At 70.3% G+C, this 12,795-nt stretch carries 13 protein-coding genes; 7 read left to right on the top strand and 6 right to left on the bottom strand.

The window, feature by feature from the left end; genetic code table 11:
• The first annotated feature begins 13 nt into the window (after window positions 1-13).
• On the top strand, window positions 14-460 hold the full coding sequence (locus tag AB0M63_RS22220; RefSeq protein WP_366020561.1) for a nuclear transport factor 2 family protein: 447 nt from the start codon (window positions 14-16) through the stop codon (window positions 458-460).
• Here AB0M63_RS22220 and AB0M63_RS22215 read toward each other — a convergent pair.
• Window positions 454-2,580 carry an AAA family ATPase gene (locus AB0M63_RS22215; RefSeq protein WP_366020560.1) on the bottom strand — a complete coding sequence of 709 codons (2,127 nt, stop codon included), beginning with the start codon at window positions 2,578-2,580 and terminating at the stop codon, window positions 454-456. The genes AB0M63_RS22220 and AB0M63_RS22215 overlap by 7 nt on opposite strands.
• A gap of 217 nt (window positions 2,581-2,797) precedes the next feature.
• Here AB0M63_RS22215 and AB0M63_RS22210 point away from each other — a divergent pair, with 217 nt between their 5' ends.
• On the top strand, window positions 2,798-3,853 hold the full coding sequence (locus tag AB0M63_RS22210) for a PP2C family protein-serine/threonine phosphatase (protein ID WP_355917164.1): 1,056 nt from the start codon (window positions 2,798-2,800) through the stop codon (window positions 3,851-3,853).
• Between the two features lie 54 nt (window positions 3,854-3,907).
• Here the strand turns inward: AB0M63_RS22210 and AB0M63_RS22205 are convergent, their stop codons facing one another.
• On the bottom strand, window positions 3,908-4,570 hold the full coding sequence (locus tag AB0M63_RS22205) for a phosphotransferase (RefSeq protein WP_355917167.1): 663 nt from the start codon (window positions 4,568-4,570) through the stop codon (window positions 3,908-3,910).
• Between the two features lie 371 nt (window positions 4,571-4,941).
• Between AB0M63_RS22205 and AB0M63_RS22200 the strand changes: the two genes are divergently transcribed.
• From AB0M63_RS22200 to AB0M63_RS22190, 3 genes are all read left to right on the top strand, one after another.
• Window positions 4,942-5,358 (top strand): transglycosylase SLT domain-containing protein, encoded by a 417-nt coding sequence (locus AB0M63_RS22200; protein WP_355917170.1) that lies wholly within the window; start codon window positions 4,942-4,944, stop codon window positions 5,356-5,358.
• Window positions 5,359-5,431: 73 nt separating this feature from the next.
• Complete coding sequence (locus AB0M63_RS22195) at window positions 5,432-6,106, top strand: YoaK family protein (protein WP_355917173.1); 675 nt, start codon at window positions 5,432-5,434, stop codon at window positions 6,104-6,106.
• Between the two features lie 67 nt (window positions 6,107-6,173).
• Window positions 6,174-6,758 carry a TerD family protein gene (locus AB0M63_RS22190; RefSeq protein ID WP_355917175.1) on the top strand — a complete coding sequence of 195 codons (585 nt, stop codon included), beginning with the start codon at window positions 6,174-6,176 and terminating at the stop codon, window positions 6,756-6,758.
• Window positions 6,759-6,839: 81 nt separating this feature from the next.
• Here the strand turns inward: AB0M63_RS22190 and AB0M63_RS22185 are convergent, their stop codons facing one another.
• Window positions 6,840-8,075, bottom strand: coding sequence for a cytochrome P450 (locus AB0M63_RS22185; RefSeq protein WP_366020559.1), 1,236 nt, complete (start codon window positions 8,073-8,075; stop codon window positions 6,840-6,842).
• 237 nt (window positions 8,076-8,312) lie between these two features.
• Between AB0M63_RS22185 and AB0M63_RS22180 the strand changes: the two genes are divergently transcribed.
• Complete coding sequence (locus tag AB0M63_RS22180) at window positions 8,313-9,482, top strand: steroid 3-ketoacyl-CoA thiolase (RefSeq protein ID WP_355917181.1); 1,170 nt, start codon at window positions 8,313-8,315, stop codon at window positions 9,480-9,482.
• A gap of 327 nt (window positions 9,483-9,809) precedes the next feature.
• On the opposite strand, the gene AB0M63_RS22175 is transcribed toward AB0M63_RS22180, so the two are convergent.
• Entirely contained in the window at window positions 9,810-10,679 is an 870-nt protein-coding gene (locus tag AB0M63_RS22175; protein WP_366020558.1) for a LysR family transcriptional regulator, read from the bottom strand.
• Between the two features lie 147 nt (window positions 10,680-10,826).
• On the opposite strand from AB0M63_RS22175, the gene AB0M63_RS22170 reads away from it, so the two are divergent.
• Window positions 10,827-11,714, top strand: a complete 888-nt coding sequence (locus tag AB0M63_RS22170; protein WP_366020557.1) for an SDR family oxidoreductase — start codon at window positions 10,827-10,829, stop codon at window positions 11,712-11,714.
• Here the strand turns inward: AB0M63_RS22170 and AB0M63_RS22165 are convergent.
• Both AB0M63_RS22165 and AB0M63_RS22160 read right to left on the bottom strand, forming a co-directional pair.
• Entirely contained in the window at window positions 11,698-11,883 is a 186-nt protein-coding gene (locus AB0M63_RS22165) for a DUF397 domain-containing protein (protein ID WP_366020556.1), read from the bottom strand. The two genes, AB0M63_RS22170 and AB0M63_RS22165, sit on opposite strands and share 17 nt — an antisense overlap.
• The gene (locus AB0M63_RS22160) at window positions 11,840-12,706 is read right to left on the bottom strand and encodes a helix-turn-helix transcriptional regulator (protein WP_366020555.1); all 867 of its coding nucleotides are present in this window, start codon (window positions 12,704-12,706) and stop codon (window positions 11,840-11,842) included. Before AB0M63_RS22160 ends, AB0M63_RS22165 begins: the two co-directional genes overlap by 44 nt.
• Window positions 12,707-12,795 lie beyond the last annotated feature (89 nt).

Below are 12,795 nucleotides of genomic sequence, written 5' to 3'. Positions count from 1 at the left end.
TACCAACGTCCCCATGGACCTGGACCCTTTGCAGCAGCTCCTGGCCGAACGCGCCTGTGAGCGCGTCGTCCTGGACTTCGTCCGCCGGCTCGATCTCGGTGAACCGTCCTCCGTCTCCGAGTTGTTCACCAAGGACGGCAGATGGGAGTGGCCGGACGGGGACCGGCTGGTCGAGGGGCGGGAGGCGCTGCGGAAGTACTTCGGCGCCCGCCCCGCCGACCGGCTCTCCCGCCGCCTGATGTCCAACGTCCTCGTCACCCTCACCTCTCCGGACTCGGCGATCTCGACGGCGTACTTCTCGACGTACCGGACCGACGGCTATCACGGCGGCCAGGTGCCCGCCGGTCCACCGATCCAGGTCGGCCACTACGAGGACACCTTCCGTCGCGTGGACGGGAGTTGGCTGATCGACACCCGGACGCTGTTCCTCCCGTTCGGCGGTCCCACCCCGCGTCACTGACGCCGCGTCGCGTACACGATCCCCTCGTCGTACGACATCGCCAGGCCCGCCCGGTACCCCCTCTCGTACGTGTCGTCGCCGAGGCGTTCGCGGACGCGGAGTTCGCAGGTGCGGCGGGTGGCTATGAGGTCGGGGGAGTCCAACTGGGCGCGGCCGGTGAGTTCCCAGAGGCGGGTGCCGATGCCGAGGAGGTGGGCGGCGCGGTGGGCGGCGCCGGTGGCGGCGACGGCGGCGGCCAGGAGGTCGAGGGACATGGCGGCGCCTGCCGTGTTGTGCAGCAGGGCGTGGCCCGCGATCGAGGTGCGGGCGCCGCGTACCGCGGCCGGGAGGTCGCCGCGCTCCAGGTCCGTCTGGGCGATCAGGTAGTCGGCGTAGGCCCCGCACCAGTACTCGCCCTGTTGCCGGCTGGCCGTGCGCACCTCGGCGGCGACCTCACGGCCGCGCTCGTACGCGCCGCTCATGACGTGCGCGAAGGAGAGCGCGAGCCGGACCTGGAGCTGGGCGGCGCCGAACGCGTCGTCCTGGAGGGGGAGTTGGGGTGCGGCCGCCAGGACGTCGATGGCCTCGTGCTGGCGGCCGGTGAGCGCCAGGTGGGCGCCCCGCAGGAAGACGGCGGCGACCGTGGCGACCGGGGAGTGCTGTTCGCGGGCCGCGTCGGCGCAGCGCAGCGCCCAGTTGGCCGCCGCCTCCTGGTCGCCCCGGAGGATGGCGACGGCGCCGCGCGACCACAGGGCGAGGGTGCGGCCGTGGCCGGGCGGCGGGTCGGCGGCGAGTGCCTGGTCGAGGCAGTGCTGGGCCTCGCGGAGGTAGCCGCAGTGCCGCCACAGGAACCCGATGTGGCCCGCCAACTCCACGGCCGCCCCTCGGTCCGGTTCGGCGAGGGCGCTCTCGACTGCCGTGCGGAGATTGGCGTGTTCGCTCAGGACGCGCTCGCACCAGGCGGCCTGCCGTCCCGTGTTCCACTCGGCGCAGCCCTGGTGGGCGAGGCGCGCGTAGTGCTCGCGGTGGCGGCGGCGTACGGCGTGTTCCTCGCCGAGGGCGCGCAGCCAGTCGGTGCCGTACTCGCGGACGGTGTCGAGCATCCGGTAGCGGGCCGACATCACGAGGTCGGGCAGCACGATGGACTGGGCGACGAGCCGGTCGAGGAGCCCGGCGATCCGCTCCGGGGCCAACGGGCCGCCCGCGCACACCTGTCGGGCGGTCTCCGCGCCGAAACCACCGGTGAAGACGGAGAGCCGGGCCCACAGCAGGCGTTCGAGAGGGGCGCACAGTTCGTGGCTCCAGCCGATGGCGGTGCGCAAGGTCCGGTGGCGTGGCGGGCGTTCGTCGGTGTCGGAGCTGAGCAGGTCCAGGGGCGAGGGCAGACGGTCGCCGAGCCGGGTGTGGAGTTCGTCGAGGGTGAGGTCGGCGAGGCGGGCGGCGGCGAGTTCGAGGGCGAGGGGGATGCCGTCGAGGCGGCGGCAGACGGCGGTGGCGGTGGCGCGGGCGGCCAAGTCGCCTTCGCGCAGGGGGCGTCCGGCGGTCGCGGCGCGCTCGGCGAAGAGGGTCACGGCGTCACTGGCTTCGGCGAGATCGCCGGTCCGGTCGTCCACGGGCAGTGGTTCGAGCGGGAGGACGTCCTCGCCGGGCAGGGCGAGCCGTTCCCGGCCGGTGACGAGGACACGCAGTTCGGGCACGCGGGACAGCAGGGCGGCGGCGAGCCGGGCACAGTCGGCGAGGAGGTGCTCGCAGGAGTCGAGGACGATCAACAGCCGTTTGCCGTGCGCCCATTCGGCAATGACGTCGACCACCGGGCGGGTCGACTGATCGGCTAACCGGAGCGTCTCCATGACGGCGAGGTCGACGAGCCCGCTGGTGTGCAGGGGCGAGAGTTCGGTCAGCCAGACACCGTCGGGGTAGGCGTCCCGGGCCTCCGTCGCCGCGCGCAGGGCGAGCCGGGTCTTGCCGACCCCGCCGGGCCCGACGACGCTCACCAGCCTGGCCGTTCCGGCACCGCCAGGGTCCAACGCGGCGTGCAGCCGGGCGAGTTCGACGCGCCGCCCGACGAAACTGTGGGTCTCGGGCGGCAGATTCCCGAGGTTCCCGGGGTCCCCGGGGTTCGGGTGAGTCGTGTCCGGCACGGGGTCCAGTGTGTCCGCACGCCGGCGCTCCATGCGACCCGGCCCACGGCTGCCCGGAAAAGTCGGGTCGCCGCCACGACAGTCTCTCTTTTCGATCACTTGCCGCCCCGGATCGACGCGTTGCGATCGAGAGTCGGTCAACTCGCGGTCGGCATGGGTGCGGAGACCGGAATTCCGCGATCGTCGTGGCGTGAACGTGATGGATGGAGGACGCCGCTTGCTCCTCGCACCGGTCGGTTGTCTGCTGACGGCGACGCCGGGGTTGCTGATCGGCCGGGTGCAGCCGGTCCTGCCGCTGCTGGCGATCGGACCGCTGATGGCCGCGACCTTTCTGAACGCCCGCCGTACGGTGCTGGTCTGCTGCTGGACCGTGCTGCTCGCGCTGGCGGCGGGTCTCGGACCGGGCACACGGCTCGACGCCGGGTTCGCCGTCGGCTGGGGCGGGCTGCTGCTGGGCTGCGCGTGCAGTGTCTACGCGGCCCGTCAGCGCGGCCGGCTGCGGCAACGGCTCGCGGAGGCACGGGAGGTGGCCCGCGTCACCCAGGAAACGATCCTCCGGCCCGTCTCCCGCACCCTGTCCGGCACCCATGTCAGCACCCGCTACCACTGCGCGCACCGCGAGTCCTCGGTCGGCGGCGATCTCTACGACCTCGCGGTGACGCCCTACGGCCTGCGGGTCCTGGTCGGGGACGCGCGCGGGCACGGACTCGACGCGCTGCGGACGGCGGCCGACACGGTCACCGGGTTCCGTGAACTCGTGCATACGGCACCGGACTTGACGGCCCTGGCGAAGGCGCTGGATGCCCGCCTCTCCCCCGGTCTGGGCCCCGAGGACTTCGTCACGGCGGTGCTGGTGGAGTTCGGGCCGGGCGAGGTGCGGCTGGTCAACTGCGGTCATCCGGCGCCCCTGCGCTCGGGCCATCGACTGGAGCTCCTCGAACCCCGGGTCCCCGCCCCGCCGTTGGGCCTGCACCCGGATCCGCGGCAGTACCGGGTCCGGCTCCAGCCCGGCGACCGGCTCCTCCTCTACACCGACGGCCTCACCGATTCCCGCGCCCCCGACGGCACCCCCTTCGCCCTCCTCACCGAGTCGGCGACGGCCCTCAGCGAACCGATGCCGGACGCGGCCCTGCACGCCCTGTACGACCGACTCCTCGCCCACACCGGCGGCCCGCCCACCGACGACCTGGCGCTCGTGCTGTGCCAGCCGTCGGAGGTGACGGCACCGGTGCGGGTCCTGGACCTGACCGGGCCGGCCCAGCTTGAGCAATAGTCCGGCCGGGTCGCCCAGCCGGACCGGCCCCTGGCACCAGCGCCTAAGCGCGCACTACGCCAGCGACCGGATCAACTCCACAGCCCCACCCAGGAGTTCGACCTCGTGCGCGGTCATCGTCGGGTTCGCCGCACGCCTCCGCCGCGCTTCCGTCAGCCCCTCCTCCGTGAGGTCGGCGGGATCGGCGAGGAGTGCGGCGAGCATCGCGCGGGCCGGGCCGGCGATCGGCAGGTCGTCCACGGCGACCTGGGCGAGGATGATCGCGGAGAGCCCCCAGTCGAGCCCGGGGTCGCCGTCCTCCGCGGTGCCCCAGTCGATGACGCGGGGGCCGGCCGGGGTGAGCATCACGTTCTCCGGGTGGAGGTCGAGGTGCAGGACGCGGGTGCCGGGGCGTCGGCCGGGGATCGCGTGCAGCTGCCGTAGCAGCGCGGCGAGCACGGTGCCCGCCTCCCGCGCGCCGACCGAACCCGCGGCGAAGGCCTCCAGCATGGTGGGCCCGGTCAGCCGTTCCATCACCAGGTCGGTGCGCGAGGTACGCGAGGTCCCGATGCGCACCCGGGGCACGGGATAGCCGTGCGCCCGCACATGCTCCATCACCGCGCCCTCGGCCGCCGCGTCCCCCCAGTCCTCCCGGTTGCGGCGCAGCACCCACGCCTCGTCGATCTCGTACACGTCCGCGGTACGCCCGGAGCCGATCAGTTTCCCCGTCGTCGACATGGCCAGAACCTACCGCCTGCTCGCCCTGGGTGAGACACCGCGCACCAACCGTCACAGATGCGGTGAAGCGGCCCACATGACCCATGTCACCAACGAAGTGGATTAGTAGGACATTCGCGTGGCATGTACGCGCCCCAATGGCCTCTGACCTGGGGTTTGAGAGCCACGTCACACAGTTGATGATTCACCCACATGCGACCACAACTAGTAAAAGGGGTCTTTGCGGACACGGATCGAGAGTGCTTCTCTGGAGCAGTCGCACGGCGCCGACGAGTCCTCACGGGCCTCGGCGCCGACGCATTGCCCGCCCCGCGCATTCAGCGAAGCAGGCACGCATACGACGTCTCTGCCCCCGAAGAAACAGGTTCTCCGTGTCCGTCTCCCGCATCGTCGCTCGCATCGCCTCCCCGAAGAAGGCCCTGACCGCCGCCGCTCTGGCCGCCGCCACCACCGGCATGGTGCTGACCTCGGCTCCCGCTCAGGCCGCGACGACCTCCGCCTCCTCCGCTCAGTCGATCGCGCACAAGATGATCCCGAGCGCCACGCAGTACAACGCGTTCAGCAAGATCGTCGAGCACGAGAGCGGCTGGAACGTCACCGCCACGAACTCCTCCTCCGGCGCCTACGGCCTGGTCCAGGCGCTGCCCGGTTCGAAGATGGCCTCGGCCGGTTCCGACTGGAAGACCAACGCCGCCACGCAGATCAAGTGGGGCCTGGACTACATGAACTCCCGCTACGGCAGCCCCGCCGCGGCCTGGAGCTTCTGGCAGTCCAACGGCTGGTACTGATCACCGGCCCACACAGACGCACGCACGCAGCGGCGGTCCCTGGTACTCAAGGGACCGCCGCTACATTGCGTTCATGGAGTCCTACGACCGTGAAGCGCGCGGGGTCCGGCTGGTGCCCGTGCTGCTGGGGCTGACCGTGGTCAGCGGGCTGATCGACGCGGTGAGTTATCTGGGCCTCGGTAATGTCTTCACCGCGAACATGACCGGCAACGTGGTGGTCCTCGGCTTCGCCGCCGCCGGGGCACCCGGTTTCTCGGTGTCGCGCACCCTCACCTCCCTCGGCGCCTTCGTGCTGGGCGCTGCGGTCGGGGGCCGGATCGCGGCACGGATGGAGACCGGGTCGCGCCGCACCTTGGCCCGGGTGAGTCTCGGCGCGGAGGCCCTGCTCGTCGGTATCGCCACGGTGATCGCCTTCGTGGCACCGGGCGACAGCGCCACCACGCACCCCTTGATCGCCCTCACCGCCTTGGCGATGGGCCTGCGCAACGCGACGGTCCGCAAGCTCAAGGTCACCGACTTCACGACCACCACGGTCCTGACGATGACCCTGACCGGTCTCGTCGCCGACTCGACCGCGGGCGGCGCTTCGGGCCCGGGTTCCTTCCGCCGCGCCTCGGCGGCCGTCGCGATGCTCCTCGGCGCGTTCCTCGGCGCCTGGCTCACTCTGCATCACGATCTGCGCTACCCGCTCCTGGTCGCGGCCCTGGCCGCCGGGGTGTTCGCCGTGACCGCGTCCGGACGGGAGTAGCCCAAAGGCTGCCCAAGAAGGCAGAATTCGTGCGTCTGAGTCCCACGATCAAAAGGATCGATCACACATGATCACGCTCACGAAGGAAGACGGTCCGGCGGATCTGGACGGAGTGACCCAACTGGAGATCGGGGCATCCTGGGACCCGACCGTCGGCAGCAGCGGCGGCATCATCGGGAAGCTGCGCCAGAAGGCCGGTACCGACCTCGATCTGATCGCCATCGCGATGCAGGGCGCGGAGCCGGTGCGACTCGCCGGGCTCGACTCCCTGGACCCGCTGGGCAACGGCTCGTTGCTGCACAGCGGTGACAACCAGACCGGCAAGGGCGACGGCGACGACGAGACGGTGACCGTCGACCTCACCAAGATCCCGGCCGCCATCACCTCGATCGTGTTCGTCGCCGCGGCCTACAAGAAGGGCAGTTCCTTCCAGAAGGCACGGAACATCGCCTTCAAGGTGTACGACGCGAGCGGCGGCTCCACCCAGCAGGTCGCCGAGATCTGGCCCAACCTGCTCAGCGCCGACAACGGCTGCGCGGTCGCCAAGGCGGTCCGGGAGGGCGGCAGTTGGAAGCTCCTGGTCATCAACGAGACCGGGAAGATCAAGCAGGGGGACGAGCGCGAGCTCATGAAGTTCGCCATACGGAAGTAAGCACGGCGGTGGTTGAGGACGGGCCGGCGGCGCCGGGATGCCGCCGGCCCGAGCTGTGTGGTCACCTCGAAGGAGATCGCCTCAACCGGCGGTCACCTGAAGCTCCTTGACCCCGTTGATCCACGCGGAGCGCAGTCGGCGCGGGTCGCCCGTCAGGGTCAGGTTCGGCATCGCGTCCGCGATCGCGTTGAAGATCAGGTCGATTTCGAGGACGGCCAGGGACTTGCCGAGGCAGTAGTGCGGGCCCCCGCCGCCGAAGCCCAGATGCGGGTTCGGGTCGCGCATCACGTCGAAGACGTCCGGGTTCTCGAAGACCTCGGGGTCGTGGTTGGCCGAGGCGTAGAAGATGCCGACCCGGTCGCCCTGGTGAATCAACTTGCCGCCGAGTTCGGTGTCTTGAGTGGCCGTGCGCTGGAAGGCGTTGACCGGGGTGGCCCAGCGGACGATCTCCTCGGCGGCGGTCGACGGACGCTCGCGTTTGTAGAGTTCCCACTGCTCCGGGTGGGTCAGGAAGGCGTGCATGCCGTGGGTGATGGCGTTGCGCGTCGTCTCGTTGCCGGCCACCGACAGCATCAGCACGAAGAAGCCGAACTCGTCGGAGTTCAGGTTGCCTTCGTCCTCGGCGGCGACCAGGGTGCTGACGATGTCGTGGGCCGGGCACTGCTTGCGCTCGGCGGCCATGGCCATGGAGTAGGCGATGAGTTCGGCGGCGGATTCGGCGCCGACCTGCTCGGTGATGGCGTACTCGGGATCGTCGTAGGCGATCATCTTGTTGGACCAGTCGAAGATCTTGGTGCGGTCGTCCTGCGGGATGCCGATGAGTTCGGCGATGGCCTGGAGGGGCAGTTCGCAGGCGACCTCGGTGACGAAGTCGAAGGGGCCGGGGTGGGCGCGGGCGTTCGTCACGATCGACTGGGCGCGGTCGCGCAGGCGTTCCTCCAGGGCGCGGATCGCCCGTGGGGTGAAGCCGCGTTGGACGATCTGGCGGACCCGGGTGTGTTCCGGCGGGTCCATGTTGAGCAGGATCAGGCGCTGGGCGTCGATCGAGGCGCGCTCCATGTGCTCGTTGAAGCGGATGATCGCCGTGTTGAGGTACGAGGAGAAGATCTCCGGGTGGGTGGAGACGTACCGGACGTCGGCGTGCCGGGTGACGGCCCAGTAGCCCTCGTCCTGGAAGCCGGCGATGTTGGCGGGCTGCGGGATCCAGCGCACCGGCTCGGCCGCGCGCAGCTCGGCGAACTCCGGTAGGGGCACGCGGTGGTGGAGCAGGTCGGGGTCGGTGAAGTCGAACCCGTCGGGCATCGCTGGACAGGGCATCGTCAACTCCCGTCAACTCCCGCCATCTGACGGGTCATCAGGAACCGGGCTGCCGTGAAGGTAATAACGGGTTCTACAACTCGCAAGGGGTACGGCAAGCCGAATTCCCTGCACGACCCTTGCGGTTGTGGACGGCCTGTCAGCAGACTGCACACAGAACTAGAACGCGTACTAGTTCTGCGTGGCGGGTGGCCGGGACGCCCGCGCCGCGCGGTGTACGAGGAGAGGACGTGTCCCATGGTCGCGGAACCCGTCATCGTGGAAGCCGTACGCACCCCCATCGGCAAGCGCGGCGGAGCGCTCGCCAATCTGCATCCCGCCTATCTCCTGGGCGAGACCTACCGTGAACTCCTCGGCCGCACCGGCATTCACGCCGACTGCGTCGAGCAGGTCGTCGGCGGCACGGTGACGCATGCCGGCGAGCAGTCCATGAACCCCGCGCGCACGGCCTGGCTGGCCATGGGCCTGCCGTACGAGACGGCGGCCACGACGGTCGACTGTCAGTGCGGGTCCTCGCAGCAGGCCTCGCACATGACCGCCAACATGATCGCGGCGGGTGTCATCGACGTCGGGATCAGCTGTGGCGTCGAGGCGATGTCCCGGGTGCCGCTGGGCTCCGGGTCCAAGCACGGGCCCGGGAAGCCGTTCCCGGACGAGTGGAACGTCGACCTGCCCAACCAGTTCGAGGCCGCCGAACGCATCGCCCGCAACCGGCAGTTGACCCGCGAGAACGTCGACTCGCTCGGGCTGATCTCGCAGGAGCGGGCGGCGATCGCCTGGTCCGAGGAACGCTTCAAGAAGGAGACGTTCGCCGTCCAGGTGCCGACGACGGAGGACGAGCAGCGCGCGGGCCACGGCATGTGGCGGCTCGTCGACCGGGACGAGGGGCTGCGCGACACCTCGATGGAGGCGCTGGCACGGCTCAAGCCCGTCATGCCCACGGCCGTGCACACGGCCGGCAACTCCTCGCAGATCAGCGACGGCGCCTCGGCGATCATGTGGGCCTCGAAGCGCATGGCCCGGGCCCTCAAACTCCGCCCCCGGGCCCGGATCGTCGCCCAGGCACTGGTCGGCGCCGACCCGCACTACCACCTCGACGGCCCGATCGACGCGACGCGCGCGGTGCTCGGCAAAGCCGGCATGACACTCAAGGACATCGACATCGTCGAGATCAACGAGGCTTTCGCGTCAGTGGTGTTGAGCTGGGCCCAGGTCTTCGGCCAGGACCTGGAGAAGGTCAACGTGAACGGCGGCGCGATCGCCCTCGGCCACCCGGTCGGCGCGACCGGCGCCCGCCTGATCACCACCGCCCTGCATGAACTGGAGCGCGCGGACAAGGAGTTCGCGCTGATCACGATGTGCGCGGGTGGGGCGTTGGCTACGGGGACGATCATCCAGCGGCTGTAGCCGAGCGGTTGAGGGGGCCGACTCGCATTCGGCGCGGGCGCGGAGGGCCGCGAGCAGGGGGGCGGCCTCCGTCGCCCGCGCTGACCGGCAAGGCAGCCCGGGGTAAACGCGGTGCGACATCCTCGCCGGGAGCCGTGGTCGGACGCCACGCCACGGGACCAGAGCCGCCGACGTCCAACCACCAGCCACAGCAGGCCAGTTGAGTCCTCGCGCGGGCAGCCGGAACGGCCTGCATGTACACGGCGCGACAGACCCAAGCGAGCGCGCACGCCGGGGTGGCCGGCAGCCATCCACCGGGCGTAGCAGGCCAGTTGGCGAAGCCCAAGCTCAGGACAGATGAGCCTTCGCGCAGGCGTGGAAAGCCGCGAGCAACGGGCGGTTCTCCTCGCCCGCGCGGATGGCCAGGACTACCGGGATGGGGGACACGCCCTCGATCGGGGCCGTGGTCAGGTCGGGGCGTAGGCCCTTTGCTACGGCGCCTGCCGGAGCGAGGGCCACCGCCTCGCCCGCGGCGATGAGTTCGAGCTTGTCCTCCAACTCCTTGACCAGGGGGCCGTCCGGTGCCGGGGTGCCGTCGGGGCGGGGGTCGACGCGCCAGAACGCGCTGAACTCCTCGTCGGGGAAACGGGGTACGGGCTCGTCCGCGATGTCGTCGAGGGTGACGTACTCCTTGCCGGCCAGCCGGTGGGTGACCGGCATCATCAGCACCCGGGGTTCCTCGTAGAGGACCGTCACGCTCAACCCCTCGGTGGGGAACGGGAGTCGGCCCACCACCACGTCCACCCGGTGCTCCAGCAGGGCGGACGGCAGCTCGCCCCAGCCGAGGAAGCGGCTGTGCACCTCGGCGTCCGGGCGCTGCCCCCGCAGGGCGATCACCGCCGGGGTGACGATGAGCCCCGTCATGAACCCGATGACGACCCGGCTCGGCTCCGCGACCGCCCGCACCAGCGCCGTCGCCTCCTCCGCCGACCGCAGCAGCGCCTCCGCCCGGGGCAGGAACGCCTCCCCCGCCTCGGTCAACCGCGTGCCCTGCGTGGTCCGGTCGAAGAGCCGTACCCCCAACTCGCCCTCAAGCCGCCGCACATGACGGCTCAGGGACGGCTGCGCGAGATGCAGCGCGGCCGCCGCCCGGCCGAAGTGCAGTTCCTCGGCGACGACGGTGAAGCAGCGCACCAGACGCAGATCCAGATCGCTCATCCCTCGACTGTACGACCGCGCGACCGCCCGAGCTGCACTGATACCGGAACCGAATCACGTCTTCCGGAGTCCGTCTTGGACGGGCCACACCCGGCGGGCGCACGCTGGAAGCACACCACTTCCGAACCCACCTGGGGTGATTTCGTCATGCGTGTTTTCGTCACCGGAGCGACCGGTTTCGTCGGCGGCGCCGTCGTCCGCGAACTGCTCGACTCGGGACACCAAGTGCTGGGCCTCGCCCGCTCCGACACCTCAGCGGACCAACTCGCGGCGACCGGCGCCGAGGTCCACCGGGGCTCCCTGGAGGACCTCGACGCCCTGCGCGCCGGCGCCTCCGCCTGCGACGGTGTGATCCACACCGGTTTCATCCACGACTTCTCGAACTACGCGGCCTGTGTCGCGATCGACCTGAGCGCGGTCAAGGCCCTGACCGAGACCCTCTCCGGCTCGGACCGCCCCCTCGTCATCGCCTCCGTGATGAGCCACGGCCCGAGCGAGGACGACGTACCCGACCCCACCGCCCGCCCCGACCTGGACCGCCTCCCGGCGGAGGTGACGGCCCTGGCGTCGGCCGCGCGCGGCGTCCGGGCCTCGGTCGTACGACTCCCCCAGGTGCACGGCGAGGGCGACCACGCCTTCGTCCCCGGCGTCATCGGCATCGCCCGCGCCAAGGGCGTCTCGGCCTACCCCGGCGACGGCACCAACCGCTGGGCCGCCGTCCACCGCGACGACGCGGCGGTGCTGTTCCGGTTGGCCCTGGAGAACGCCCCGGCGGGCACGGTCCTGCACGCGGTCGACGACGAGGGCATCCCCGTACGGGAGATCGCCGAGGTCATCGGCAAGCGGCTGGACCTACCGGTGAAGAGCGTGCCGGTCGAGGAGGCCGGGGCCCACTTCGGCTGGCTGGGCCATTTCTACTCGTCCGACCTGATCGGCACGAGCACGCTCACCCGGAAGCGGTTCGGCTGGACACCGACCCGGATCGGGCTGCTCGCGGACCTCGACCACGACTACTACTTCAACGAGCAGTCGTAGCGGCCCAGTTGACGAAGGTGGTGAATGCGGCGGGGCCGGGGGTGAGGATCGGTCCCGCCGGGGTCTTGGAGTCTCGGATGGCGAGGAGAGGGGCTTCGGCCACCTCTACGCACTCGCCGCCCTGGTCACTGCTGTAGCTGGACTTCCGCCACTGAGTCCCCGTCGGCATCGCGTTGTTCCCCATAACGTTCCTCCATCACGCGCCGGATCAGCTCCGCCGAGTCTCGGATGGAGAGGGCGGCGGCTTGCAGATGATCGTAACGGAGTGAACAGTCCTCGACAGTGTTCGGGTTGGCGGTTGGATGCCCACTTCCATAACCCTCGGTGTAAGCGATAGTCGGATCGCTCTCAAAGCGAAAGAGGGTGAACGAGCCTGTCAGTCCAGCGTGTGCTCCGGCCGCGAACGGCAGGATCTGGATGTTGATCCGGGGATTGTGCTCGCAAGCCAACAGGCTGGCCAGTTGGCCGCGCATGACCCGGGGGCCGCCGATCTCCTGGTACAGCGCGGACTCGCTGAGGATCATCCACGCGACCGGCGGATTCTGCTTCTTGAAGATACGCTGACGCGCCAGCCGCACAGCGGTGCGGTCGTCGAGGTTGGTCCCGTCCATCGTGGCGAGCGTGGCACGGGCGTAGGCCTCGGTCTGGAAGAGGCCGTGCACCATCTGCGTCTGGAAGGTGCAGATCTCGGCCGCCCGCGCCTCCAACTCGGCCACCTGCTGGAACCAGGACGGGAGTTGACTCCGCAGCACCAGATCCAGCAACCGCGTCAGCAACCCGCCCGTCCCCAGCGCCGCGTCCACCCGCCGACTGAACTCCAGCGTCGGCAGCTTCCTGGCCGTCTCGATCTGGCCGATCAGTGAGCCGGTGTAGTTGATGATGACGCCCAATTGGCGCTGCGTGAGGCCCGCCGCCTCCCGGTAGCGGCGCAGCTCGAAGCCGTAGTAGTCCAGTGGTGACGCGCCCGGATCGAGCGTGTTGATGTGGGTCACGCGAAGCCCCCTTGTCTCCCGACCTGTCCACCCGTGAACGGGTTGTATTCACACAGTTGCCGAGGGTAGCGGCGAGGCTTCAGGCTCGT

Origin of the sequence: Streptomyces sp. NPDC051576 (assembly GCF_040681835.1) — a bacterium.
Lineage (GTDB): Bacteria > Actinomycetota > Actinomycetes > Streptomycetales > Streptomycetaceae > Streptomyces.
This window is presented reverse-complemented; position numbering and strand designations above follow the sequence as displayed.